This window comes from Endozoicomonas acroporae, assembly GCF_002864045.1.
GTDB classification, from domain to species: domain Bacteria; phylum Pseudomonadota; class Gammaproteobacteria; order Pseudomonadales; family Endozoicomonadaceae; genus Endozoicomonas; species Endozoicomonas acroporae.
In genome coordinates, this window is record NZ_PJPV01000074.1 from 67,462 (window position 1) to 94,059 (window position 26,598).

The 26,598-nt window shown below is 50.5% G+C and carries 22 protein-coding genes and 1 tRNA gene; 20 read left to right on the top strand and 3 right to left on the bottom strand.

Going from position 1 to position 26,598, the window contains the following annotated elements:
• The first annotated feature begins 10 nt into the window (after positions 1 to 10).
• From CX664_RS12705 to alaS, 6 genes are all read left to right on the top strand, one after another.
• On the top strand, positions 11 to 538 hold the full coding sequence (locus tag CX664_RS12705) for a DUF3299 domain-containing protein (protein WP_101747090.1): 528 nt from the start codon (positions 11 to 13) through the stop codon (positions 536 to 538).
• A 163-nt stretch (positions 539 to 701) separates the two neighbouring features.
• On the top strand, positions 702 to 1,196 hold the full coding sequence (locus tag CX664_RS12710) for a CinA family protein (protein ID WP_241693350.1): 495 nt from the start codon (positions 702 to 704) through the stop codon (positions 1,194 to 1,196).
• Between the two features lie 140 nt (positions 1,197 to 1,336).
• On the top strand, positions 1,337 to 2,437 hold the full coding sequence (gene recA, locus CX664_RS12715) for a recombinase RecA (RefSeq protein ID WP_101747091.1): 1,101 nt from the start codon (positions 1,337 to 1,339) through the stop codon (positions 2,435 to 2,437).
• 4 nt (positions 2,438 to 2,441) lie between these two features.
• Positions 2,442 to 2,897, top strand: coding sequence for a regulatory protein RecX (locus CX664_RS12720; protein ID WP_101747092.1), 456 nt, complete (start codon positions 2,442 to 2,444; stop codon positions 2,895 to 2,897).
• Positions 2,898 to 2,930: 33 nt separating this feature from the next.
• Positions 2,931 to 3,608: a tRNA-uridine aminocarboxypropyltransferase gene (locus CX664_RS12725; RefSeq protein ID WP_101747093.1), complete on the top strand. Its 678-nt coding sequence runs from the start codon at positions 2,931 to 2,933 to the stop codon at positions 3,606 to 3,608.
• Between the two features lie 199 nt (positions 3,609 to 3,807).
• Entirely contained in the window at positions 3,808 to 6,441 is a 2,634-nt protein-coding gene (gene alaS / locus CX664_RS12730) for an alanine--tRNA ligase (protein WP_101747094.1), read from the top strand.
• Between the two features lie 105 nt (positions 6,442 to 6,546).
• Here alaS and tnpA read toward each other — a convergent pair whose 3' ends face one another.
• Positions 6,547 to 6,975, bottom strand: a complete 429-nt coding sequence (tnpA, locus tag CX664_RS12735) for an IS200/IS605 family transposase (protein ID WP_101747137.1) — start codon at positions 6,973 to 6,975, stop codon at positions 6,547 to 6,549.
• A 65-nt stretch (positions 6,976 to 7,040) separates the two neighbouring features.
• On the opposite strand from tnpA, the gene CX664_RS12740 reads away from it, so the two are divergent.
• The 5 genes from CX664_RS12740 to CX664_RS12765 all read left to right on the top strand — a co-directional run bounded on the left by CX664_RS12740 (position 7,041) and on the right by CX664_RS12765 (position 13,105).
• On the top strand, positions 7,041 to 8,213 hold the full coding sequence (locus CX664_RS12740) for an RNA-guided endonuclease InsQ/TnpB family protein (RefSeq protein ID WP_101747095.1): 1,173 nt from the start codon (positions 7,041 to 7,043) through the stop codon (positions 8,211 to 8,213).
• Positions 8,214 to 8,561: 348 nt separating this feature from the next.
• A complete protein-coding gene (locus CX664_RS12750) occupies positions 8,562 to 9,803 on the top strand; it encodes an aspartate kinase (protein ID WP_101747097.1) in 1,242 nt (413 codons plus the stop codon).
• A gap of 437 nt (positions 9,804 to 10,240) precedes the next feature.
• Entirely contained in the window at positions 10,241 to 10,495 is a 255-nt protein-coding gene (csrA, locus tag CX664_RS28135; protein ID WP_101747098.1) for a carbon storage regulator CsrA, read from the top strand.
• Between the two features lie 286 nt (positions 10,496 to 10,781).
• Entirely contained in the window at positions 10,782 to 12,929 is a 2,148-nt protein-coding gene (locus CX664_RS12760) for a WD40 repeat domain-containing protein (RefSeq protein WP_101747099.1), read from the top strand.
• A gap of 83 nt (positions 12,930 to 13,012) precedes the next feature.
• A tRNA-Ser gene (locus tag CX664_RS12765) sits at positions 13,013 to 13,105 on the top strand.
• A 410-nt stretch (positions 13,106 to 13,515) separates the two neighbouring features.
• Here the strand turns inward: CX664_RS12765 and CX664_RS12770 are convergent.
• Positions 13,516 to 15,432, bottom strand: coding sequence for a hypothetical protein (locus CX664_RS12770; RefSeq protein ID WP_101747100.1), 1,917 nt, complete (start codon positions 15,430 to 15,432; stop codon positions 13,516 to 13,518).
• Positions 15,433 to 15,631: 199 nt separating this feature from the next.
• On the opposite strand from CX664_RS12770, the gene CX664_RS12775 reads away from it, so the two are divergent.
• Positions 15,632 to 16,873, top strand: a complete 1,242-nt coding sequence (locus CX664_RS12775) for a saccharopine dehydrogenase family protein (protein WP_101747101.1) — start codon at positions 15,632 to 15,634, stop codon at positions 16,871 to 16,873.
• A 371-nt stretch (positions 16,874 to 17,244) separates the two neighbouring features.
• Here CX664_RS12775 and CX664_RS27015 read toward each other — a convergent pair whose 3' ends face one another.
• On the bottom strand, positions 17,245 to 17,544 hold the full coding sequence (locus CX664_RS27015; protein WP_206679247.1) for a hypothetical protein: 300 nt from the start codon (positions 17,542 to 17,544) through the stop codon (positions 17,245 to 17,247).
• A gap of 391 nt (positions 17,545 to 17,935) precedes the next feature.
• Here CX664_RS27015 and CX664_RS12785 point away from each other — a divergent pair, with 391 nt between their 5' ends.
• Genes CX664_RS12785 through CX664_RS12820 form a run of 8 tightly spaced genes read left to right on the top strand, consistent with a single transcriptional unit; the run spans position 17,936 to position 26,307 of the window.
• Complete coding sequence (locus tag CX664_RS12785) at positions 17,936 to 18,862, top strand: TonB-dependent receptor plug domain-containing protein (RefSeq protein WP_101747138.1); 927 nt, start codon at positions 17,936 to 17,938, stop codon at positions 18,860 to 18,862.
• Positions 18,811 to 20,682, top strand: coding sequence for a TonB-dependent receptor (locus tag CX664_RS12790; protein ID WP_180966483.1), 1,872 nt, complete (start codon positions 18,811 to 18,813; stop codon positions 20,680 to 20,682). Before CX664_RS12785 ends, CX664_RS12790 begins: the two co-directional genes overlap by 52 nt.
• A gap of 13 nt (positions 20,683 to 20,695) precedes the next feature.
• Positions 20,696 to 22,675 carry a phytase gene (locus CX664_RS12795; protein WP_101747103.1) on the top strand — a complete coding sequence of 660 codons (1,980 nt, stop codon included), beginning with the start codon at positions 20,696 to 20,698 and terminating at the stop codon, positions 22,673 to 22,675.
• Positions 22,676 to 22,678: 3 nt separating this feature from the next.
• Complete coding sequence (locus CX664_RS12800; protein WP_101747104.1) at positions 22,679 to 23,461, top strand: DUF3450 domain-containing protein; 783 nt, start codon at positions 22,679 to 22,681, stop codon at positions 23,459 to 23,461.
• Positions 23,462 to 23,490: 29 nt separating this feature from the next.
• Positions 23,491 to 23,925: a MotA/TolQ/ExbB proton channel family protein gene (locus CX664_RS12805; protein ID WP_241693403.1), complete on the top strand. Its 435-nt coding sequence runs from the start codon at positions 23,491 to 23,493 to the stop codon at positions 23,923 to 23,925.
• A complete protein-coding gene (locus tag CX664_RS12810) occupies positions 23,922 to 24,335 on the top strand; it encodes an ExbD/TolR family protein (RefSeq protein WP_101747106.1) in 414 nt (137 codons plus the stop codon). Before CX664_RS12805 ends, CX664_RS12810 begins: the two co-directional genes overlap by 4 nt.
• Positions 24,335 to 25,000 carry an energy transducer TonB gene (locus tag CX664_RS12815; RefSeq protein ID WP_101747107.1) on the top strand — a complete coding sequence of 222 codons (666 nt, stop codon included), beginning with the start codon at positions 24,335 to 24,337 and terminating at the stop codon, positions 24,998 to 25,000. The genes CX664_RS12810 and CX664_RS12815 overlap by 1 nt, the downstream gene beginning before the upstream one ends.
• Positions 25,000 to 26,307: a tetratricopeptide repeat protein gene (locus CX664_RS12820; protein WP_101747108.1), complete on the top strand. Its 1,308-nt coding sequence runs from the start codon at positions 25,000 to 25,002 to the stop codon at positions 26,305 to 26,307. The genes CX664_RS12815 and CX664_RS12820 overlap by 1 nt, the downstream gene beginning before the upstream one ends.
• Positions 26,308 to 26,598: the final 291 nt, after the last annotated feature.

Consider the following 26,598-nt stretch of genomic DNA (forward strand, 5'->3'; position numbering starts at 1 on the left):
AGAGCAAATAATGATAGCAGGAAGACCGCACCCTGGCTGGATGGCCGTGGTGCTTATGCTGGCTTTTATGCCGGTGAACTTTGCCATGGCTGCAAGCACCGAAAAGCCTGCGTTCAAAGAGATCAACTGGGATGACCTGATGCCGCCGGTGGATGAGGAAATTGTCCGTAAATATGAGGCGGGTGAAATCAGTCAGGAAGAGGCTATTGAATATATTGATGAGCTGGGCAAGATTCCGGTAGAAAGTATGAATCAGCAACGGGTCAAAATTCCCGGTTACCTGGTGCCGCTGAATATTGGCAAGGATCAATCAGCCACAGAGCTGTTGCTGGTGCCAACCCTGGGAGCCTGTATTCATGTACCGCCACCGCCACCCAACCAGACCATTTTTGTCCGCTATGACCAGGGTATTAAAGTCACAGAGGCGGGCTATACCCCTTACTGGCTGGAAGGAGTGATCAAGGTTGAAAATAATACCTCCGAGTACACTGACGTTGTCTATGCCATAACGGTGGAGAGTTTGAAGGAGTTTGAATAGAGAGAGAATGCTTTGCTCCGATGCTCCGGGGCAAAGCATGTTCCCCGAGACAACAGTGCTGTCCAATGGGGCATTCAATGATAACTTGTGAAGACTTCCCTCTAATCGTGTTATAACATCCTATCCTGATTGGCTCCTCTGATAACCGTACTGGCGAGTGACCATGGAACCTACACTGCATTCTGCTACGTCCCCCATTGTCAGTGAAATTGCTGAACTCCTGATGTCCAGGGGCTGGACCCTGTCGACCGCTGAATCCTGTACCGGTGGTGGTATTGGTCATGCCCTGACCGTGTTGCCGGGAAGCTCGGCCTGGTTTGACGGTGGTGTCATCTGCTATGCCAATGGCGTAAAGGCCAATCTCCTGCATGTGCCGACAGTGTTGCTGAATAAGTACGGTGCGGTCAGTGAGCAGGTAGCTATCGCCATGGCCCGGGGTGTCCGCAAGCTGCTGGCAACGGACATCTCTATAGCCGTGACCGGTGTTGCCGGACCGGGGGGGGCGACACCGGAAAAACCTGTGGGAACCGTCTGGATTGCCTGGAGTACCGGTCAGGAAACCGCTGCAAGGCACTTCCATTTTGAGGGTGATCGTGATCAGATCAGGGCGCAAACGGTTGTTCAGGCGTTGCTGGGTGTTCTGACCCTGTTGACCTGAGAAACGTTAGCCTGAAAAAAAAATCCTTCCTGTCGAAGCGATAAATATACTGGACAAACATCCAGTATCTGTTTAAATATACAGTATTACTTGTTGAGCTGTTCCTGATGAAATCAGAATCGAACTGAGGGCGTGAAAAAATGGATGATAACAGAAAAAAAGCGTTGGCAGCAGCACTTGGCCAGATTGACCGGCAGTTTGGTAAAGGTGCCATCATGCGGATGGGGGATCAGAAGCAGGAAGCAATTCCCGCAATTTCTACCGGTTCTCTGCAACTGGATATAGCCCTGGGTATTGGTGGCCTGCCAAAAGGCCGTGTTATTGAAATCTTCGGTCCTGAATCTTCCGGTAAAACCACGCTGACCCTGAGCGTTATTGCTCAGGCTCAGAAGCACGGCGCCACCTGTGCCTTTGTTGATGCTGAGCATGCCCTGGACCCACAATACGCCGGTAAGTTGGGTGTAAATGTGGATGACCTGTACGTCTCCCAGCCGGATACCGGTGAACAGGCGCTGGAAATCACCGATATGCTGGTTCGCTCCGGTGCCGTCGATGTTATCGTGGTTGACTCTGTCGCTGCCCTGGTACCCAAGGCTGAAATTGAAGGTGATATGGGGGACTCCCACGTTGGTCTTCAGGCCCGTCTGATGTCTCAGGCACTGCGTAAGCTGACCGGTTCCATCAAACAGACCAACTGCATGGTTATCTTCATTAACCAGATCCGTATGAAGATCGGTGTGATGTTCGGCAACCCGGAAACCACTACCGGCGGTAACGCGCTGAAATTCTACTCTTCTGTACGTCTTGATATCCGTCGTACCGGTTCGGTGAAGCAGGGCGATGAGGTGATCGGTAACGAAACCCGCGTTAAAGTGGTGAAGAACAAGGTATCGCCACCATTCCGTCAGGCTGAATTCCAGATTCTGTACGGTCAGGGCATCTACCACATGGGCGAAGTGATTGATCTGGGTGTCAAGCTGAAGCTGGTGGACAAATCCGGTGCCTGGTATGCCTATAAAGGAACCAAGATTGGCCAGGGTAAAGCCAATGCTGCCCAGTATCTTTCTGATAATCCGGAAGTGGCGGCTGAAATCGAAGCCCAGATCCGTGCTGAGTTAATGAGCACCCCGGAGAAGGACGCTGCAAAAAAAGCCGAAGCTGACGCCGGAAAAAGTGCTGGCAAAAAAGGTGACGGCGATGCAGCGGCAAGTGTGCAGCAGGACGAGCTGCTGGCTGAGTAATTGAATGTCTGCTGATGTCATTCAATCGGTAAACGATGTCCGTCGGGCTGCCATGGATCTACTGGCCCGACGGGAACATGGTTTTACCGAACTGGCCCGAAAACTCTCGGGCCGTTTTCCCCGGGAACTGGTATTTGATGCGCTTACCCGCTTGCGGGAAGAGCGGTTGCAAAGTGATGACCGCTTTGTTGAAAGTTTTGTCTACAGTCGTCAACAGCGGGGCTACGGTCCGGTTCGTATTAAATCGGAACTGTTTCAGAAAGGGGTTGATAGCGAGTTGGTCGGTCAATACCTGCTGGAGCAGGACGATCACTGGGATGAACGGGCAAAAGCGGTAAAAGAGCGAAAGTTTGGTGCCTCTGCACCCCGGGACCATAAAGAAAGAGCCCGGCAGACCCGCTTTCTGGCCCAGCGCGGCTTCTCCATGAGCCAGATATACTCTGCTTTCTCCTCTTCATAACCACCAATCTCACAAAAAAGGTGTCTTAACCTAATGCCTGCTGTGAAGGGTGATTGTCATCAGTGCCGATTGCCAGAGTATGCCTGTATTTGCCGGTTAATCCCAAAGGCAGAGTCTGCTGCCTGTTTCTGGCTGATTACCCACGATAAAGAGTTTGATAAGCCAACCAATACGGGCAAATTGATTCAGGCGGCGATACCCGGAACCCGCATATTCAACTGGAGCCGGACCTCACCGGATAAGGTGTTGTTGGAACTGCTGGACGATCCGGACTGGTTGCCAGTGCTGTTGTTTCCGAGGGAATATGCGGTAGAAGCCCAGGGTAATAACAGGCAGTGGCATTATAATTCCGGGAGTGAACGTAAGGTTGCCTTCATTATCATTGATGCAACCTGGCAACAGGCCAGGAAAATGTATCGTCAAAGCCCCTGGTTGCACGGTTTGAATGTACTGAGCTTGCAGCCTGAAGAGCCATCCATCTACCGTCTCCGACGCAATCGTCAGGAGCAGCACTTGTGTACCGCTGAAGTGGCAGCAAGAGCGCTGGGCGAGTTGGGTGAAAACACTAATCGTCAGCTGATGGAGGCCCTGGTTCAAGTCTATTGTGACCGCTATTTATGGGCACGCAAAGGCCAGCGAAGGGATGAAGATTCGCGCTCTCTGCGCATACTTGAGCAGTCCCGCTCTGGTGCTCATTCAGGCTGTCAGTGAAAAAAGCCCGGTAAAAAGCCTGTTAATGATGGGGCGAAGTGATCATTTTTTCCCGCCATTCCTATATAATCCCCGGTTTGCGTAAATTTACTGTGAAAAGGCTGCTCATTGTGATTGAGCTGCCATTTTTGTGTTTGGGAGTGAGCGGCCTTTTCCGCTCATGGCTGTCAAGAGATAACTCCCCCGGTGGGAACTGTATATGAAGACTAACGAAATACGTTCTGCTTTTCTGGAATACTTCAGGGAAAACGGCCATGAAGTGGTTGCCAGTAGCTCTCTGGTACCCCATGACGACCCAACCCTGCTGTTTACCAATGCCGGGATGAACCAGTTCAAAGACACTTTCCTGGGGCGTGAGCAGCGTGACTACAAACGTGCCACCACTTCCCAGAAGTGTGTACGTGCCGGGGGCAAGCACAATGACCTGGATAACGTCGGTTATACCGCCCGTCACCACACCTTCTTTGAAATGCTGGGTAATTTCAGTTTTGGTGATTACTTCAAGAAAGAAGCGATCCACTTTGCCTGGAACTTTCTGACCGGCACGCTGAAACTGCCTAAAGAACGTCTTTGCGTCACCATCTATGCCTCTGACGATGAAGCCTGCAATATCTGGTTAAACGACATTGGTATCGCAGCGGAGGATATTATCCGCATTGGCGATAACAAGGGCGCGCCTTACGCTTCCGATAACTTCTGGCAGATGGGCGATACTGGCCCCTGTGGCCCCTGTACCGAAATTTTCTATGATCACGGTGATCATATCTGGGGTGGCCGTCCGGGTACGCCAGAAGAAGACGGTGATCGCTTTATTGAAATCTGGAATATCGTATTTATGCAGTACAACCGTCAGGCCGACGGTGACATGCAACCACTGCCCAGGCCATCGGTTGATACCGGCATGGGCCTGGAGCGTATTGCGGCAGTGATGCAGCATGTCAACAGCAACTACGAGATTGATCTGTTCCAGTCTCTGCTGAACGATGCTTCTGAGATTATCGGTGGCGTTGCCACCACGGAAGCGTCCCTGCGGGTTATTGCTGACCATATCCGTTCCTGCAGTTTTCTGATCAGTGATGGCGTTATGCCCTCCAATGAAGGCCGGGGCTACACGCTGCGCCGGATTATCCGCCGTGCCTGTCGTCATGGCCACAAGCTGGGGGCCAAAGAATCCTTCTTTTATAAGCTGGTGGGTTCACTGGTGCAGGTGATGGGTGACGCTTATCCGGATCTGGCAAAGAACCAGGCGCACATCGAGCGGGTTCTGCTGCAGGAAGAGGAGCAGTTTACCCGTACCCTGGATAAAGGGATGAAACTGCTGGAAGAGAGCATTGCTGCTCTGAAGGCCAGTGGGCAGGGGGATGTGATCTCCGGTGAAACCCTGTTCACGTTGTATGATACCTACGGCTTCCCGGTGGATCTGACGGAAGACATTGCCCGTGAGCGTGAGCTGACAGTGGATATTGAGGGTTTTGAACAGGCACTGGAGGCTCAGCGTGAGCGTGCCCGTGCATCCAGCAAGTTTGGTGTTGATTACAACGACCAGCTGGTGATCGAAGGCTCAACCGCTTTTACCGGCTACGAGAACACGGCAGGTAAGGCTCGCGTTCACTCCCTGTTTGTGGGTGGTGGGCAGGTAGAACAGATCAATGAAGGCCTGCAGGCAACGGTTATTCTGGAACAGACGCCATTCTATGCGGAGTCTGGCGGCCAGGTAGGTGATACCGGCCTGCTGAATTTTGCCACCGGTTCTGTACGTGTTGTGGATACCCGGAAACAGGGTGATCACCACCTCCATATTGTCGAAGTGGTTTCCGGTGAACTGAAGTCTGGCGCTGAAGTATCCGCTGATGTTGATGTTGACAAGCGTCATGCTACCTCACTGAATCACTCGGCAACGCATCTGCTGCATGCGGCCCTGAGACAGGTGCTGGGTGATCATGTAACCCAGAAAGGTTCTCTGGTTGATCCGGAGCGTCTGCGCTTTGACTTCTCTCACCTTGAAGCGGTAAAGCCGGAAGAGTTAAAGGCCATTGAAGCGCTGGTGAATGAACAGATTCGTGCCAACACTCCGGTACAGACTGAACTGATGGATATGGACGCAGCCAGGGCAAAGGGAGCCATGGCATTGTTTGGTGAAAAGTACGCGGACGAAGTGCGAGTACTGACCATGGGCACTGATAACTTCTCCATCGAACTGTGTGGCGGTATTCACGCCAGTCGCACTGGAGATATTGGTGCGTTCCGAATTGTTGCGGAAAGTGGCATTGCCGCTGGTGTGCGTCGTATCGAAGCGGTGACCGGTGCGGGTGCTGAAGCTTTTGTGCAGACGCGCTTTGCCGAGCTGAACAACGCTTGTCGTGTGCTGAAAGCCAAACCGGAAAGTCTCGACGCCAAATTGCAGGCGCTGGTTACCCAGAGCAAGAATCTGGAAAAAGAGCTGCAGCAACTGAAGCAAAAGCTGGCCAGCGCTGGCAGCTCTGATCTAGTGTCTCAGGCGGTTGAGGTAAATGGCATTAAGCTGCTGGCGACGGAGCTTGAGGGTGTTGATCCCAAATCATTGCGCGACATGGTTGACCAGCTGAAGAACAAACTGGGCTCTGGTATCGTTTTCCTGGCCACCAAAGCGGATGGCAAGGTGCCTCTGGCTGCCGGCGTGACCAAAGATCTGACCGGACGTGTCAAGGCGGGTGACCTGCTGAAGATGGTGGCTGAGCAGCTGGGTGGCAAAGGCGGTGGTCGTCCTGATTTTGCCCAGGGTGGTGGTTCTCAGCCAGAGAATCTTGAAAAAGCGTTGTCGTCTATTAAAGGGTGGCTGGAAGCACGGTTGTAAGCGGTTTTGTCAGGATGGTTAGCAAAATCGTCGTAAACCCTCGCCCAATCGGGCGGGGATATAAGACGGGAAGGCGTAGAGCCTTCCGCCATCAGGTTTGCACTATCAATCAGGCGTACTCTGACTATTCACGTACTCTTTGAGAGTTTCGATAGTCGCCCCTCCTGCACTGCAAGCAAAGTACGCCCTTGACCATAACCGGCCTGATTTACTTTGAGTCGTAAGGTGGGTGTTCAATATTCGCAATTGCCTTGATGATGTTGATTTCAGGTTGTTTACCATGACACTGACAGCCAGTTTCGGTGGGTAGGCAATCAGTAAATGGACATGGTCTTTCTCTCCATCCATTTCCAGCAAATCACACTCCAATTTTACGCAGGCACTCTCGAACGCATCACGTAATTGTTGAATCATGTACCCATCAAACAGCTTGCGTCTGTACTTTGTAGTGAACACTAAATGAACAACCAGCTTGGTTACACTATGCCTGCGTCGAAGGTAGTCTTTTAACAAATCTTTGTTTTGCGCACTCACTTGATAATGACCATTAATAGCTAGTAATATAACGATTATATTAATGAGCACTCAAATATCAAACCATGCTGAGAGCCACCAAAGTACGAATCTATCCAACAGCAGAGCAGGCGGATTTTCTCAACCGTCAGTTTGATGCTGTCCGATTCGCCTGGAATAAGGCTCTGGCTATCAAGACTCACTACTACAAGGTGCGGAATCAAAACCTTTCACCAAGGAAGCACCTAAAGCCATTGCTGGCAACGGCCAAGAAAAGCCGGAAGTACTCATGGTTGAAGAATGCTGATTCTATTGCTTTGCAGCAGGCCATTATTAACCTGGATACCGCTTTCCAGAACTTCTTTAATCCAAAACTGGAAGCCCGATTTCCCCGATTCAAATCAAAGAGAGGCAAGCAGAGTAGCTATCACTGCATGTCTGTCGCTGTTGGTGAAAACTGGATCAAGGTTCCCAAGTGTCTGCCCATCAAGGCAAGAGTACACAGAGAGATCACCGGCAAGGTGAAATCCATCACCCTGAGCAAGACAACAACCGGCAAGTATTATGCCTCAATCCTGGTCGATGATGGATTGGCGCAGCCAAACCCACTAACCGATCTGAATGCATCACAGGTTCTTGGTATTGATATGGGGATTGCTGATCTGGCTATCACCAGTACCGGCCATAAGACCGGCAATCCCCGCTTCCTCAAGAATGCTCAACGTAACCTGAAGCGTAAACAAAAAGCCCTGTCCCGATGCAAGAGAGGCTCCAGGGGCAGGGCTAAAGCCCGTTTACTGGTGGCAAAGGCTCATGAACATGTAGCCAATGCCCGTAACGACTTTCAGCACAAACTTTCCAGACAACTCATTGACGAAAACCAAGCGGTGATTGTGGAAACGCTAAAGGTCAAAAACATGCTGAAGAACAAGCGTCTTGCCCGTTCTATTGCTGATGCTGGCTGGCATTCCCTGTTGACCAAGCTGGAATACAAGGCCAAGCAGGAGGGCAAACATCTGGTGAAGATAGATCAGTGGTTTGCATCCTCGAAAACCTGTTCTTGTTGTGGTTTAAAACAGGAAACGATGCCGTTGACTATCCGAACATGGGTCTGTCCGTGTGGTGCAGCCCATGATCGGGATGTGAATGCAGCGAAGAACATCCAGAATCAGGGCATTTTGAAATTAAAAGCGGAAGGACTGTCCGTTTCTGCTGATGGAGGCAAGCGTAAATCCGGCGTACTGTCGGTTGCTGCCTGAGAAATCAGAAGCCTCGCCCGATAGGGCGGGGAGCAGTCACCTATTCTGACAAGTCAGCGTAAAAGCGGGCTGTTCCCTTTGGGTCAGCCCGTTTTTTATTGCTTTGAGGCATACACCCCGGGGGGGATTCATGGTACATTCTGCCATCCTCTGAATGATAGAGATGGCAGCTTTTGCTGTCCGGCTTCTGAATGTCTGTATTCTGTAAATTATGTTGGGCTGTTGCAGCAGGAAGCTGGTACAGGGAAGCTTGATCATCAGGAGGCTGTCCGGGAATAGTGTTCGCAGTAAGGCGCTCTATTCCCGGTCAGCCTCCGGGTCATGGCTGATTGAAGTAGAACGAATAAAATGGCGCTAATAGTACAGAAATTTGGCGGCACCTCGGTAGGCACCACTGAACGCATTCAGGGTGTTGCTGATAAGGTCAAAGGGTTCCGCGAACAGGGGCACGACGTGGTCGTTGTGGTTTCTGCCATGAGTGGTGAAACCAACCGACTGGTGGAGCTTGCCCGATCCATGCAGTCACAGCCGACGCCACGGGAGATGGATGTTATCCTCTCGACGGGCGAGCAGGTGACCATCGGTCTTTTGAGTATGGCCCTGAATGAGCGGGGCTGCCCTGCGACGTCCTATACCGGTAGTCAGGTAGCTATTGTTACTGACAGTGTCCATACCAAGGCCCGCATCCAGCGCATTGATACCGAGCATATCGTCAGGGACCTGGAATTGGGGCGTGTGGTTGTGGTGGCCGGTTTCCAGGGGCGTGACGAAGAAAATAATATCACCACCCTGGGGCGGGGAGGTTCGGATACCACGGCAGTAGCCCTGGCAGCGGCCCTGAACGCTGATGAATGCCAGATATACACGGATGTCGATGGTGTTTACACCACTGACCCGCGAGTGGTTGAGGGAGCCCGCCGGCTGGACAAGATCACCTTTGAAGAAATGCTGGAAATGGCCAGTCTGGGCTCCAAGGTCCTGCAGATCAGGGCTGTCGAGTTTGCTGGCAAATACAATGTTAACCTGAGAGTTCTGCACACCTTCCAGGATGGTCCTGGAACACTGATTACACTGGATGAGGGTATCGCCATGGAATCACCGGTAGTTTCCGGCATCGCATTCAACCGAGATGAAGCCAAGCTGACCATTAAGGGCGTGCCCGATATTCCCGGTGTGGCATCCCGGATTCTGGGGCCGGTCAGCCGGGCCAATATTGAAGTGGATATGATTGTCCAGAATACGGCTGAGGACAAAACCACCGATTTCACCTTTACCGTTCATCGTAATGATTATGAGCGGGCAAAAGTGGTGGTTGAGCAGATTGTTAAAGAGCTCGAAGCCCGTGAATACCACGGTGATATGAAAATCGCCAAGGTTTCCATTGTCGGCGTTGGCATGCGCTCCCATGCGGGGGTAGCCACCAAGATGTTTGAAGCGCTGGCGGCTGAAGGGATTAACATTCAGATCATCTCAACGTCCGAAATCAAGGTTTCCGTTATCATTGCAGAGAAATACCTGGAGCTCGCTGTTCGGGCGCTCCACTCGGCTTTTCAGCTGGACAGGGAACCAATGGAAGATAATGGGGTCTAAAACGTCAACATAATTAAAATCGTGAGCCTCGTAAGGGGGCTCTTCCGCTCCAAACCCACCTGAAATAGCGAGGGTGGAAAGAGCAACAGGTATTCAAAAGCAGTCAAAAGTAAAGCGCGTAGAGTTATCAAGCCCAATAACCATTTCCGGCAGGTAGAAATACGAATGGAAATCTTGAACTTGGTGACTAGACTGGGTTTGCTGAGTAATTCTTAAGCATGAACGGTTGAGCTGGCATATACTTCATTACTTTGAACTGAGTACTAAAGCAGTTTAAAGGTCAGGCAATTTAATGTGAAATAATGTCTGTACTGGGGTTGGTGTCGTGTAATTTCACGCGATCGTTTTGGGTGATTTCATCAGCTTCTAACCAATGCACCAGCGTGCTCAGAATTGACGGTTGTTGACTTAACAGAGATGTAAATAAGGAGATTGAAATGCTGATTCTGACTCGCCGCGTAGGAGAGACACTGATGGTAGGGGACGAGGTCACTGTCACTGTTCTGGGTGTTAAAGGTAACCAGGTTCGTATCGGTGTTAACGCACCAAAAGAAGTTGCAGTTCACCGGGAAGAAATTTACCAGAGAATTCAAAAAGAAAAAGAGCACAAGAAAGGCGGAGCTGGTCGCTCTTATGAAGAAGATGAAGGTTACGAGTCCGGATACGAGTCTGAATCTTACGAGTCTTACTGATAATTATTAAACTGTCGTTTATATCTCTGATTTGATTAAGGGAACCTTGATAATTCCGGCAGACAGTTTCAAAAAGCCTGACAGTTTGTCAGGCTTTTTTGTATCTGTATTTGGTCAAATGGTATCATGACCCTGAATTAAAAAATCTCTCAAGGCAGGAACTTTTGTCAAATGCGCTGATCTACAGTTCAGAAGCTGAATGGTCAGACAGTCAATAAAGGGTGTTTCTGACTCATCGCCTCATTGAATAGTCCCCTTTTTGTCAATACGACCGGAGTTATTTATCATGCATCCTACATTAGCAATCAGTGTGCCAGCGGCCAGATCAGAAGCCGGTGAGCTGCATGAGGATCTGAAAAAACTGCATGGGCCAGCGGAGGTCTTTAATAAATGCATCGAGATAGCCCCTGCATCGACACCATCGCTGAAACAGTTGACACCAGATCTACCACCTGAACCGGGTATCACCACTACTACCGATCAACGCAAGATTGCCGAGCTGCCTATTTCCAAGATGCAGCAGTCATCAAAAGATGGTTTGCCCGGTGCAATGCAAGAGCATGAACAGCCACTGGATGTTGCGGTCAATAACAGGCAGCCGAACACAATTGACCCAATGGTGGAAGATATCTTCCACTGCCAGACAGATTATCTGCGATTAGAAGCTCAGTTCAGCTTTAATTACGGTGTTTTTGATGCCAGTTTCAGCCCAGAGGGTCAAGACCTGGTTATCCATGGCTGCTCCAGGGACGATTATCGCCTTGGCATCTGGCGACCGGGTACGGATGGCAAATGGCTGGATGAACACAAATGGATGTCCCTGGCTCCTGACGCTGTCATGCGTTACCAGCTCAATAAGTCGGGACTCACAATGCTGAGTGACAACCACGATGGCAGTGTCCTGGTGAGTAAGAGTAAAGATATTGATCCTGGTCAGGAGAAGGTGGCGCTTCAGCACACCCCCGGGAATGAACAAAGCCCTAAAGAGATGGCAGGCTTCAGCCCTTTGCAGGACAAGATCATAACCAGGGATGTTCAAACCGGTAAAATCAGTGTATGGGGGGAGGATATCAATGGCCGTTGGACCCCTCTGGCCCAGAATAAAGAGATCCATCACTGGCCGATGCAGGATTCTGTTCAAATATGCTTCGGGGCCAGGAGCAATTGTTTACTGACGTGCGAGGGCAGCACAGCGACCTTTTGGAGCTGTAATGATGAGAACAAGTGTCTGGAGGAAATAAAGACCATTGAGTGCAACAGCAAGATTTTAAGCGTCCAGTTCAGTGATGATGAGCGGCATGCCCTGATCTTGACCGAGGGTAACCAGGAAGTCTTTATGGGATGCGATGCTGATGGCAATTGGTTGCAGATTGGGGAAATCAGTCATCCTGAAGGTAGGTTAAATCACCTCAACGAGCATGAGGGAAGCGTAGTTTATGCGTCCATTAATGCCTCCGGCCAACACACGTTGACTCTTGATAAAGATCGTAATGCCTTGATTTCTGGCCGCGATGATGACGGTGCCTGGGTCGTAAAAACTGAATTGCAGGATTGTGCCTATGCTCGATTCAGTCCCTCCGGGCGTAAGTTACGGGCAAGTCTTTATAAACCAGAGGGCAGCGGCAGTGAAACCATCTACAGATCGACCAATGTCATCTATAAAGTCTTCGACTGCAGCAGGCCAGATAAAGCTCAAACCCTTGAGCACCCTGGCAGTAGCGACATCATCTTCAGCCCCTCAGAGGACCTGATGTTGAGCTATGGCTTTGGTTCGGAATTTGCCTGCATTTGGGGTAATGATGGGGCAGGTAATCTTGTTGAGAAAGCAAGGGTAGGTCATTATCAGATGGGGATTTCCCATGCTGCCTTCAACGCTCAGGAGGACAGTGTACTGACCCTTGATCTTAGTAGCAGGAACCTCAAAATTCAGGGCCTGGACAGTCAGGGAAAACCGCATAAACAACTGGTGGTTAAACATTCAGATCATATTCTTGATGCCCAGTTTTCCCATTCAGGGAACCTTGCCTTTAGCACTAGTTTGGACACCGCCAGTATTCTCGGGCGTGAAACGAATGGTGAGTGGATCAAGCTGGCGCAGACGAACCCGACCCTTGGTGTCTACGGGATCAAAGGAGTCCATTTTAATGGTCCAGAAAATCATTTTCTGACCTACGGCAACAAACTAGACAGTAACGACCAACACCAGCCAGGCCTTGTGCAGCTTTGGGGTATTGATGCTGACGGCAAATGGGTAGAAAAAGACAAGATAGTACTGGATTATCGCGTTGGAATGGTCAAGTTTAGCCCCAGCAGTGATCATTTATTTATCTACTGCATCAATGAGCAAAGGGATCCTGACGCTGATTCAAATTTCAGTACTGTTTTAGTCTGGAAGATTCCTGCAACTTCGGGTCAGGAAACAGCACATACCTGAGGCTTTGGAAGATGGCTAAAAAATTCCCTGGTTAAAAAAAACTTGCTTTTCAAGGTGCTCAGGGTAACATAGCCATCGTTCCCGGTGAGGTGGCCGAGAGGCTGAAGGCGCTCCCCTGCTAAGGGAGTATACGGTTTGTAGCCGTATCGAGGGTTCGAATCCCTCCCTCACCGCCATATTTCCTTCCTTTGCCGTGAAAGAAAATTGCCACGGAGGCACAGAAACACGGAGAACAGAAAAATGCTTTTCCTCTGTGTCTCCGTGACATTGTGGCTAAAGCTTTCATGACAGAGGGTGACAAACCATCGTCATGAACGTTTGTTTTCAAAAACTTTTTCTACTCCCTCTTTGGGGTCATGGATATTTCCATATTGGTTGATGGATTTATTCTAACTGTGCCGTTTAAATGTTTCCTGTTGAATGTCACTTCTGACATTGTCATCTTAATGTCGGAGTAGCTGAGGTCTTTCCTTTCTCATGAAGACGTAGCTCCGCGTTTGAGTGCTTGCAGGTTCAAGATATGCCCCAGGCATTTCAACCCGGGAAGGTGCTGATCAATTGGGCAATAGCTATTTTGGCAGTTCAGTTACTTTTCTCTTGACTCCTTACTTGCGGGTGGTCTGCTTCCTTCTAAGTCACCTTGAATGTATTTTAAGGCAGTTTGGATGTATTCAGGCAGGAAGGCTCTTTCACGCTTTGGTGGTAAATAATCACTACTCATTGCGTTTCTTTCAGACTGTAATATTTCATTAGCTATTTCAAGAACGCTGCTACAAGAAGTGCTTTTCTGCAATGTTGGTTCACCTTTCGTTCGTCTATATCTATTAATGGAATTCAGCAATTCAAAGTATTCAGATTCTATTTTGTCTTCTTCGCTTTGCTCAAACCAGTCATTGACTAGCTTGGCCATCTCCGGGTTGACATCCTCAAGTGGATTGTCTGGCTCATTTGGCTGGTCCATTAAAAGGCCTAATCGCAATATATGCATCGTGGCTTCGGTTATGTTGCCGTCAATGGCATCTGCGGCAATAATCAATGCTTGTGCGGTGGTAATCCAGGGCAAATCCAGTTTTTGTATACCCAATAGATTTTCGGTCCCGTGGATTAATGACACAATCTCGTCAGACTCCCTGTGAAACTCAGGAGCTTGCCAATTAAAATCAACCTCATTGTCACTGTCATCAGATGCTTTACTTTCCGGTGACGGGGTGTGTGTTTCTTTACTGGTATTTTTGGTCTGGGTATCAGGGTAATCCGTGCTTAGTTGCAAAGTATTGGAATCTTGTGGTGCTGATTTGTTCGCGGGAGCATTCAGGGATGATGAGCCTGGTTGATCAGCAGAACGTGACGCAACCGGAACAGGATAACTGTTTGCCGAGTGCTCAGGCCTTGTTGACTGCCCGGGAGGTAAAGGTCTGGGAGCACGATTTTGTACCTGTGGTGTTGGGAGGTTTTGCGTCATATAGCTTTTGTAGGCTGCGGTCTGAGCCATTTGCTGCTGGAAATAATCACTACTGGCGGCTGAGTAAGCAAGCTGGGTATTCGCTAGACGTTGCAGTTCGTTTGAGTACATCCAGTGGTTCATTTGGTTAGCAGTAAATGAGTTTTGGTAATTGGCACCATTTGAGTTTGTGGTTGAATTGCTGTTGTAAGCCATGGTGTTGAGATAAGGTTTTGTGGGAGTAAATGCACCAAATTTTGCCTGATGACCCAAGTCCTGATTTTGCAGACGCTTTCTTGGGGATGAAAGGAGAGGGCTTGGTATAAAGTTTTCTGATTGTGCGATTGTTGGTGTGAGGGGCTGCTGTCCGTAGTTCATGATACTGGCATTTGCGCCTGCTCCGAATCCAGGATACGAAGTATGAAAGGCTTGATTGCCCTGCGAAAAGTGCCAGAAGGCTGACTCTGTCGTGTCTGAAAACCGCGTGCCCGGATAAATAGAATGACTGGCATGAATGTTCGCAGGCGGGTAAGTCGTAAAGGATGAGCCGGTCTTGCCCATTTGATTTTGTGGTTGAACGGATGGTTTGTCACAAATCTCACTCAGGAGGTCAGTAATTTCGTTTTGTGTTTGTAGATCTGTTGCGGGTTTTGCCAACACCTGGTTACATTGTACCTTGTCCAGATGGCTGTCAGAGCGAGTAATCTGATGGGCTGGTATGGGCTGGTAGGACTGGCTGGCTGAGGTCAGGGAGGTGTTACTGTATCGGTTGGTTGGCGGGTAGTTCAGGGGCTGCTGATTAAAATATGGCTGGTGTGCATAGTCAGCTCTAACTCTACCGGGCTGTAACGGGTTGCTTGAAGGTTGTTCTGAATGACAGCAATGCAGATCGGGCTTAAGGCCTTCTGTTCGAATGGTTCTGGTGATTTTAATCCGTTCATGTTGAACGGCTCCGTTTGGATCTGGGCCATTGGTAGCAGATTGACCGTAAGCTGTTTGCTTTGGCGCGGAGCTTGTCGGGTAATAAATACTGCTTGTCTGGTGAGGAAAACCTGGATTCATAAAGTTAACCAACTTTTTTGATTTACATGGTCATAAAGAGACCCATTCATGACTCATAAGTTCAAAATGATAATCTGCCCGGCGTTATTGAGTGGATGGTCCTTGACTATATCTCTTTTATCTTTTTCATTTTCATACTCAATTCTGTAGGCTGTATGTCTCTTATAAAAACGACAAAGTACAGAGATCTCCTGAATTTATGAATAATCAATTTGATGTAATTGTATTCGGAGCGACCAGCTTCGTTGGACAACTACTTTGCCAGTACCTGGTTGATAGGTTTAACGACAATGACCAGGAACGCCTTAACTGGGCGATAGCAGGGCGCTCTCAAGCCAAACTGGCTCAGTTAAAGCAGAAATTGCAACAGCCTGAGCTACCTGTGCTGCTGGCTGACGCTGCTGATGAGATTTCATTGAAAGCATTGTGCCAGCAAACCCGGGTCATTGTCTCGACAGTGGGACCTTACGCACTTTACGGCGAATCACTGGTCAAGACTTGTGCAGAAAGTGGTACTGATTATTGCGACCTGACCGGAGAGGTGCAATGGATCCGACAGATGCTGGACCGGTATGAGGAAACGGCACGCAACAGTGGTGCACGCATTGTCCATTGCAGTGGCTTTGACTCAATACCTTCTGATATGGGCGTGTACTTTACCCAGAAAAAAGCCAGGGAAGTTTTGGGTTCATTCTGTTCAGATATCAGCATGCGGGTGAAAGCCGCCAGGGGAGGTATATCCGGTGGCACGCTGGCCAGTATGACTAACCTTACTCGTGAGGCGGCAAATAACCCTGCATTACGCCGACAGTTGGCCAACCCTTATCTGCTCTGCCCTGACAATGAACGCTTGAAGGCCAGACAGGAAGTTGTTAAAACACCGACGTATGATTCCGGCTTTGGGGCGTGGCTGGCACCCTTCATTATGGCTGGCATTAATTCCCGGGTGGTCCTTCGTTCCAATGCATTGGCTGAATTTCCTTATGGCAGGGATTTCAGGTACAGCGAAGCCATGCTGATGGGGGCTGGTTTCAAAGGTCGTTTACAGTCTTCCGCTCTGGTAGGCGGGCTGGGCCTGTTTATGCTGTCTATGGTGATTAAGCCAACCCGCTGGTTTATGGAGCGATTTGTGTTACCCAAACCGGGTGAGGGACCTTCTCCCGAAGCCCAGAAAACCGGGTTTTATGATATTCGCTTTCTGGGCAAAACAGCAGATGGCCAGGAAATTCGCACCCGTGTTGTTGGTCAGGGCGATCCGGGGTATGGCTCTACCGCCAGAATGCTGGGACAGGTGGCTGCAGGATTGGCCCTGGACTTGCACGATAACCAGCAGAAGAGCGTTAAAGCGGGCGGTTTCTGGACAACGTCCACCTTGTTTGGTGACCGGCTTATTGAGCGGCTGGAAAAAGATGCTGAGGTCAAGTTTGAAGTAGTTGATTAGAAACAGGAGGTTTTTAGGAATAGTCCTTGAATAATTTACACATTTCGGAGCCTCCGAACTCCGTTCGTCCTGAGCCTGTCGAAGGGCGTTAACTCCGAGGCATGATAGATTGTGCCAGGCACCCTTCGACTCCGCTCAGGATGAACGGAGAGTGAGTTCTAAATGTCGGAATTATTTAAGGACAATTACTTAGCAACGTTGGTGTGATGCCTGTCCATCGGATGAAGGCTCTGCGGAAGTTACTGGTGTCACTGAAATTTAACCGTTCAGCTACCTGGGCATTAAAGGTTATGTGTTCGCCAAGATGAGCATGGTACTGCTCGATATATTCAGGCGGCGCTTGACTGATGGTGTATTTCCAGACCGGGTTGTTACCTGACAGCCAGCGGCTTAGCTGGCTGATGGCTGCCATCATGGTGTCCAAATAGAAAACTGACATCATCACCTTTGAGCAGCTTTCTGGTATTGCTGATAAGCTGAAGAAACTGTTCAGGACTGATTATCACATTGCCCGTAATAATATCCTCGTAAAATAGCCCGGTATGCCGCAGTAACCGATGCTTTTCAATACCCCGACTGCTTGCCAGGTCGATCAATACTGCCGGTTGCTGGTGCGCTTTTATAAATCGACTGTCGTTTTCCAGCCACGGCTTCTGTTGTTGTATATCCATAATATTCCCGGACAGCCTCCTGGTTAACTACTTATTACAAAGGACATTTATTAATCATTTGTGACGGATTGATGAAAATTTGATTGCCGAGGCTTGATATGGATAACCAGTCAAATCAGCTCATAAGATGGAGCGGACAGGCAGGAAAAATTTGTCAAAGGGATGTTGAAATCATTCATCAACCTGTCTGATTGCAATAAACCGGTCATGAATCTGTAAATTGCCAGTGGGGGGTGCCAGTCATATCAGCTCAAAAAGGGCATCAAGCCGGTATCGGAATAGCCTTTATCGAGGGTGTGAAAGACCTTTGTAACAAAACTGTCAATTGATAGTCCTAGAGTAAGACTGCATAAGACTTACAAAAAACAAATGGAATTTACCGGGGCGATTCATGAAATCATGTTCAATGAATAACAATCTGTTCAGGCCTGCTGTGCTGGCTCTGGCGATCAGTTCTTCGATATACCCAATGGTTGCTCAAGCGGCTGGCAAGGTTGCAGGGCGGTTAGTGACTGAAGGGCGTCAGGTGGCATTGCAGGGAGCTTCAGTCCGTCTGGAAGAATTAAACCTGGAGACATCAACCAATCGTGAAGGAACGTTTTCGTTCCCTGCCATCAAAGCGGGTCAGTACACCTTAACGGTTCAATACCTGGGCGCAGAAACCCTGGCTCGGACAGTGACTGTCAATGATGGTCAGACGTCAACTGAGATCTTTAAGCTGGTCATGGCCGGTGCAACCGAGGAAGTACTGGTTGTAGGTCATGCCGCTAACCTGAATCGGGCCCTGAACCAGCAGAGAGTTGCCGATGGGATTATCAGTGCCGTTAATGCCGATGCTATCGGACAGCTTCCCGATGCCAACGTGGCAGAAGCCTTGCGTCGGGTGTCTGGTGTCTCGGTTGAAATGGATCAGGGTGAAGGGCGTAAGGTCAGTATTCGAGGATTGTCACCGGATCTTAACTCGGTTTCTATCAATGGGGTTATGGTGCCCTCACCAGACAGCGGTGACCGTGCTGTTAACCTTGATGTTGTGTCGTCGGAGTTGCTTGAGTCTCTTCAGGTCATCAAAACCCTGACTCCGGATATGGACGCTGACGCCATTGGTGGCACTGTGAATATCAAAAGCCTGTCAGCTTTTGACCGGGATGGTTTTTTTTACAAAGTCAGTGGCGATGGATCCCACCATGGGGATACCGGGCAGAATAGCCCGGGCCTGGCGGCCACCGTCAGTGTTTCAGCGTGGGGGAGGGTCAGGATAATTTTGGCGTGGCAGGAGCTTTCAGCTGGAATAAGCGCCAATTCGGTTCTGAAAATATAGAGACCGGTGGTGCATGGAATTTTGATAACACGCCGCCGTTACTCGATGAAGTTGAGCTGAGAAACTACGACATTGAACGTGAACGGCTGGGAGCCACGCTGAATGTTGATTACCGGCTGGATAACGATAATGACCTCTACCTGAGAACCCTGTATAGCAAGTTTAAAGACACTGAACTGAGGGACCGGGTAACAATGGCGTTTGCTGGCGGTCTGGCAGAAGGGGTTACCGGCGCTCTTGATGGTGGTGAAGCGCAACGGGAGCTGAAAGACCGGGAAGAGATCCAGCAGATTGTCTCTGCTGTGGTCGGGGGCAGCTCCCGTCACCGGGAGTGGACCATGGAATACAGTGCCAGCTTCAGCCATGCCGAAGAGAAAAAGCCAGACAGTGTTGAGTCTGTTTTTGAAGGAACAGGCATTACCGGCAACTTCAGCTATACCGATGGAAGTCAATCGGTTGTCAGCGGACCCGATGACTTTTACCAGGCATCCAGTTACACACTTACGGAAGCTGAAAAATCCACCGCCGAGACCGATGACCAGATTATCAGCGTGAAGCTGGATCTTTCCAAAGACTTCCACTGGCAGAATCGCCCGGCCATGGTGAAGTTTGGTGGCAAGGTCAGTCGTCGTGACAAAAAAGCTTCGGAAGATGTCTGGCTGGTGGAAAATATTAATCAGCCGATGACCGGTTTCGTCAATGGTGGTGTGGATTATTCATTGAGTAACTTTGGTCCGTCGGTTAATCCCGATGCTGTTCGGGATGCCATCAGTGGTCTTCCTGCAACACTGGATGAGGAAAAATCCACCATCGGAGACTACCGGATTACGGAAGACATTGATGCCGCGTATATCATGGGGAAAGTGGCTATTGACCGGTGGCGTTTCCTGACCGGCATCCGCTATGAAGGAACAGAGTTTACCATCCGTGGTTTTGGCTATGACCAAGACAACAGTCTGGCAGTAGCCAAAACCAGCGATAAAAGCTATCGACATTGGCTGCCTGCCTTCCACGCCCGTTATCGTATAAACGACCATCAGCTGATAAGGGCAGCCTGGACCAACTCGGTAGTCCGGCCAACCTTTGAACAGGCCAGGCCAGGGTATGTGGTGGAGCTGGGAGATAAGGCTGAGTTTGGTAACCCGGCGCTCAATCCCACGGAGTCCAGTAACCTGGATCTTGGCATAGAGACTTACCTGGGACGGGCCGGAGTATTTTCAGCGTTTGTATTCTATAAGGATCTCAGGAATTTCATCTATACCACGGATCTGGGCGGGACGGGCGAATATGCTGCCTATTCCGAGGCCAGGGTCGCGGTCAACGGTGATTCGGGTAAGGTGTATGGACTTGAGCTGGCTTACTCTAAACAGTTTTCCGAATTGCCTCCGCCCTGGAATGGATTGCTGCTGAATACCAACGCCACGTTTACTGATTCCAGTGCCGACGTCACAGGCGTCAATGGTGGCAACCTGGTTACTCGCAATGTGAAATTGCCCGGTCAGTCAGATGTTACGGCCAATGTGGAGCTGGGTTATGAAATGGACCGCTTCAGTTTGCGTCTCGCAGCCAATTACAAGTCCCACTACCTGGATGAAATAACCCGGGTTGCTGATTCACGCTATGACCTTTATGTGGATGACCATACCCAGATTGATTTAACCAGTCGTTACCAGGTAGACGATCAGGTACAGGTTTTTTTCCAGGTGACTAACCTGAATGACGCCGCCTTTTATAAATACACCGGCAGCTCCGCCTATAACGCCCAGTATGAAGCGTATGGTCGCACCTACAAACTGGGTCTGACCCTGAGCAATTTTTGATAGTGGTATAACAATGAAAAAAAACTTTATCGTTATCAACGGTGTTATCAGAGCCGTTGGTGGGGCTGTCATGATCAGCCTGCTTGCTGGTTGTGCGGCTTTGACCGGGTCGGATGATGTCATTCTTGCCAGAGCCATGAGTAATACGTCAAACCTGTCGGGGGAAACCATTATCCCCATAAAGGTTGGCGACAAAGGGCCTGAAATGTGGCTGGCGACCAGCGAGCAACAGGGAACGCTGTTGCTAGATCGTCAGGGCGTCTCTCTGGATGACCTCCCGGGTGAGACGGAGCATCTTGCTGTCCGGCACGGCGTGAAACTGGCAGGAGCCTCTGTATCCCTTGCCGCCACGGTGGACACGGCGGCCAATCGACCAATGATAGTGTCGGTGAATGGCCAGCTAGCCCACCTGAAAAGGGAAGCGTTACTGCCCGCTCCAGACTTTGAAATAGAAGATATCTGTCTGTTTCGGGATCGACAGCAATTAATCCATCTGTTTCTGGTGGATGGCGCGGGGCGTGGCGAGCAGTGGCTGGTGCTGGATAGTGCCAGCCAGACAGTGATGCCGCGAAAAATCAGGGAGTTCAGTCTGCCACCCGGCAGCTCATCCTGCACGGTGGATGATGCCAATTCCCGATTATTTGTGCTGGAAGAAGAGCGCGGCATATGGATTTATCCAGCGGATCCAGAGTCCGGGGCAACCAGGAAGCCGCTATCACTGTCGCATACTATGGTCACGGGGCTTGCTGCCATCCCGAATGGATTGCTGGCCATAGATCCGGAACAAAAAACAGTTTACCGCTTTTTGTTGGATGCTGATGCCAATGTGGTGGAAAACTCCCGCCGCTCCCTGTCTGGTATTGCAACCCCGGAGCAGCTGTCGGTTTATCAACCCGCAAGCGATCAACACACTGCGTCGGTTTTTTATCTTGGTTTATACGACGATGAAACGGATCAGTACTTTCACTCTTTTATAAAGTGGCCTGAGGCCATTATTGAAAACCTTCCTGAAGCTGCACCACCTGTTATGGTCACAGTTGAACCTGTCGTTCAGACCAGACCCGTGGGGGTGCATGGTGACGTTGCGGATGATCCTGCGATCTGGGTAAATCACGCAGACCCGGCAAACAGCCGTGTCATTGGCACCAATAAGAAACAGGGGTTGCATATCTATGACCTGAGCGGCAATGAGTTGCAGTTCTTTGCCAGTGGCCGGTTGAACAACGTCGATGTTCGATACGGTTTCTCCACTGCTGTTGGGCTGATTGATCTTGCCGCAGCCAGTAACCGTTCCAGTAACAGCATTGCGTTATTCAGTATTCACCCGGACAGTGGCGAAGTGTCCGAGGCCGGTCTTGTAGCAACTGACTTGTCTGAAATCTATGGACTTTGCATGTATCAGCCAGAGCCAGGTGCGATGCATGTTTTTGTCAATGATAAGGACGGTCGTTATCAGCAATACGAACTCTATCAGCAGGGTCAGAAAATTAACGGACGGAAGATTCGCAGCTTCCGCGTCGCCTCTCAACCGGAAGGCTGTGTGGCGTTTGACCGACAGAGGGTGTTGTTTGTTGGGGAGGAGAGTGAGGGGGTCTGGACGATTGGGGCCGATGCCTCGGCAGGAACGTTTCTCTCTCCGGTGGTTAAGACAGGAAGTCTGCTGCAAGACGACGTGGAGGGCATTGCCGTCTATGAGCAACCGGGCAACGCCTATCTGATTGTCTCCAGTCAGGGAAACGACAGCTATCTGGTCCTCGATGCCAACGCACCCTATCAGGTCAGGGGAGCATTCCGCGTTGGGATTAACGCCCGGGCAGGCATTGATGGTGCTTCAGAGACCGATGGACTGGACGTCACCAGTGCCAGGCTGGGTACGCATTTTCCCCGGGGGATGCTGGTGGTTCAGGATGGCCGTAACCGAATGCCGGAAGCGACACAGAACTTCAAATATATCCCGTGGCAGTCCATTCAAACCGCATTAAACCTGGAGTAAGCCGTGAGAGACCTTCTTGCAGGAAAGCGCAGAAAAAGGAAATCCGCTGTTGCTGGCATCAGCTGGATACAGCCAACCCGTTACCTGCCCGCCATGCTGTTGGCCCTGGGCGTCTGGGGCAACACGCTGGCCAGTTCATCAGTGAATGATCTGACCGCATTGGGGCAGCAACGGATTGCAGCCAATCAACAGGCACAGAAAACCATTGAGGCTATCGATGATGAGACGGACAGGATGGAAACCCGGTGGTTGCAACAGATGAAACAGCTGGAGGGGCTTAAGGTTTATAACCGGATTCTGCTGAATCAGGTGGATGAACAACAGCGGGAAATTGCCGAAATCAATGCCTCGATTGAACGGGCCGTGGATATTGAGCGACAGGTCATCCCCCTGATTGATCGTATGATCACAGGTTTGGAGCAGTTTATCCGACTGGATGTCCCTTTTCTGCCGTTAGAAAGGCGACAGCGACTGGATAACCTGAAATCCATGTTGAATGACCCGGATGTTGCTACCGCTGACAAACTGGCGAATGTCTTTGCAGCCTACCAGGAAGAGAATAAATACGGCAGGACCATCGAGGCCTATCGGGGGGAAATGGTGCTGGATAATCAAACACTCCCGGTGGAGTTTCTGAGAATCGGGCGAGTTGCGCTGCTTTATCAGACGCCCGCAAAGGACCGGATGGGAGCCTGGAATCCCGGGCGGCGCCAATGGGTTTCCCTGAACCCTTCTGAATACCGTCGACAGATGCACAAGGGGTTACAGATTGCCCGCAAACTCTGAAAAAATATCACCGTGCCATGGTACAGCAGGTGATTGCTGGCTGGCATGAGCACACACGGGGTTTGCCGAAAAGCGAGCAGCCGCTTCGCAATCGCCTGACCCGGTGCACCATGGGCCGGGTTGACAGAAATATCCCATTGATAAAAACGATCATTGCCGTTTGCCCCCTGCTGGGTCTGCTGGGGACAGTGACCGGTATGGTGGCAGTGTTTGACGTCATGTCAGTAGCAGGTACCGGCAATGCAAGAGCGATGGCTGCCGGTGTTTCCAGGGCCACCATTCCCACCATGGCCGGTATGGTGGTGGCGCTGTCGGGGCTGCTGGCGATGCTCTGGTTAAAGCAGCGTTGCAATAAAGAGCGGGACTACCTTAACCGGCAGCTGAGTCTGTCGCAGAACCAGGGCTCTGTACCAGCGATGGACACAGGCTTGAGTGTGACTGAGCAAGGGAGAGAAACGAGATGAGAAAGTTTGCCTGGCAGCAGGAGGAGGATCAGGAACTCAATATCGACATGACCCCCATGCTGGATGTTGTGTTTATCCTGCTGATATTTTTTATAGTGACAGCCAGCTTTATCAAGGAAACCGGTATCGAGGTGAATCGCCCCCAGGCCTCAACCGGGAAGCAACAGGAAAGTGCCGCCATACTGGTGGCACTTGGGGCAGACGACACTTTCTGGATTGATGGGCGTCAGGTCCAGAGCCATAGCATTCGGGCCAATATCGAGCGATTGCACAGTGAGAATCCCCAGGGCACCCTGGTGATTCAAGCCGACAGAATGTCCCGTAATGAGGCATTGATTACGGTTATGGATGCGGCACGTGCTGCCGGGGTGGAGAACCTGGCCATTGCTACGCGGGAGGCCGGTTCCTGATGTTTCACCGGCAGGTTACCCTGCCAGGCAATGGGTTGCTGAATCTATCGCCCCGTTTTTTTGCCCGGATTCTGGCAGCTCTTATTGCTTCATTTATCGCCCTGTTAATGTTCCTGGGGATGAAGGCACTGATCTCCCCTTCGGAAAGTCATCTTAATCGACCGTCGGCCAGGGATATGCTGGATTTTGTGCGCGTTAAAACCGTTGAAACAACAGTGGCAAAAAAACAGCAGGCAGCACCACCCGAAGCGCCGGTTATCCCTCCATCACCACCCATGCCGGCCTTTACCAGTGAGTTGCCAGCGCTTGAGCACATACCCCTGCCATCGCCCACAGTAGCGCCCGGTATCGCCATGAACGATCTTGGGTTTAACCTGGGTGCTATGGAAGAAGCGGACTACCTGCCCATTGTTAAAGTGGCACCGGTCTACCCCGAGCGTGCCCTGAACCGTGGCATCGAAGGGCAGTGTACCGTTGAATATACCGTGAACCGGGATGGCTCGGTGCGTGATGTCGCCGTGATTGAGTCTCTGTGTGACAGCTGGTTGTTTCACAGGCCTTCTGTTCAGGCTGCCATTCGTTTTCGCTATCAACCCAGAATGGTTGATGGTCAGGCGGTGGAGGTCTTTGGGCTTCGTAATCAGTTTACCTACCGGATACAGTGATGACCGTGAAATGGAATTTACCACCGCATGTAAAACACACAACAGTCATGTTCTGGCTCAGGCTTTGCTGTTTTATCGGGCTGTTGTCGGCAGTTTTTCCGATTGAGGCCAGCCCCGGAAATACTCACGCACTTTCGCAGCCAGTGTATAAAACTCTGGAAGTGGCCCGGGCCCATACGCTCAATGGTGCCTATGCTGAGGCGGGCCAGCTGATCGCCAGCCTGCAAAAAGACGACTCGCTGTCAGCCTATGAAAAAGCACAGGTATGGAATCTGGCAGGCTATGTGGATTACCTCCGTGGATTCATTCCCAGCGCGATCAGCGCCTATGAGGTGGTGTTGCAACAGGCAGATATTCCTGAGTCTTTGCTGATCAGCACCCATCGGACACTGGCACAACTCTGGTTTATGGAAGCCGGGTATCGTAAGGCACTGTCGTATGCTGAGCAAATCCGGTCTGCTGATGTTGCAGCGGATAGCCGTCATGTTGATAACAGCCTTCAGGTCCTGATGGCTCACTGTCATTATCAGTTGTCTGACTATCCCAGGTCTGCTGCCTTGATTAAGTCGGTGATTGAGCAGGCCAATCAACCCGAGGAAAGCTGGCTGCAACTGTTGAGAGCCAGCTATCAGGCTCAGAATGATTATGAAAAAACCCCCCGGGTGCTTGAGACGATGGTAGAACTTTTTGGCAAACCGGACTATTTCCTGGCTCTGTCGGCAACCTACAGCCAGCTTGGGCAACAGGCCAGGCAGACCAGCCTGCTGGAAAGTCTCTATGAAAAACGACAACTGACAAATGCTTCTCATCTGAAAGCCCTGGGCATTCTCTATGTTCAGCAGGGCATGCCAGCAAAAGCTGCTGCGGTGCTGGGTTACGGCATCGACAGCAACCACCTTGAAGCGTCCGCAGAGAATCTGCGTCTTCTGGCACAGGCCTGGCTCCGGGCCCGGAACAATGACAGCGCCATCAAGGTTCTGGTCAGGGCATCGTCGCTCCATAACGATAAAAAAATCGATCTTTTGCTGGCCAGGACCTTTCTGAGCATGCGTGATTGGGAGAGTGCGGCAACCCGTTTACAACGGGTGCTTGATAACCAGGGCAACAAAGACTCCGAAGTATGGCTACTGCTGGGCATGGCAAGGTTCCACCAAGGGGACTATGCCAGCGCTGAGCAGGCTTTTATCAACGCCCGTGACCAGGCAGGGCGTGAACGAGTGCAGCGTTCTGCCAGGCAATGGCTCAGGCATGTGCAGGCTGAGCAGCAGAAAAAATTGATGGCTGCAACGGCAAAGGTGTCGAGGTAATTGACCATTTAACCGCATATTGAGCTGATTTAAGGAATTGCCCCAGAATAATTTGCACATTTCTGAGTTTCAAAACTACGTTCGTCCTGAGCCTGTCGAAGGGCGTGAACTCCGGCCTCATGTATTGTGCCAATCACCCTTCGATACTTCGACAAGCTCAGCACTCAGGATGAACGGAGATCAAGTTCAAAATGTCGAAATTATTTCGGGACAATTCCTAACCGGATTGCGCAACAAAACTGTAACAGCGATCACCTAACCTGTCTTTGCAAATAACTGTTTAATAAAAAT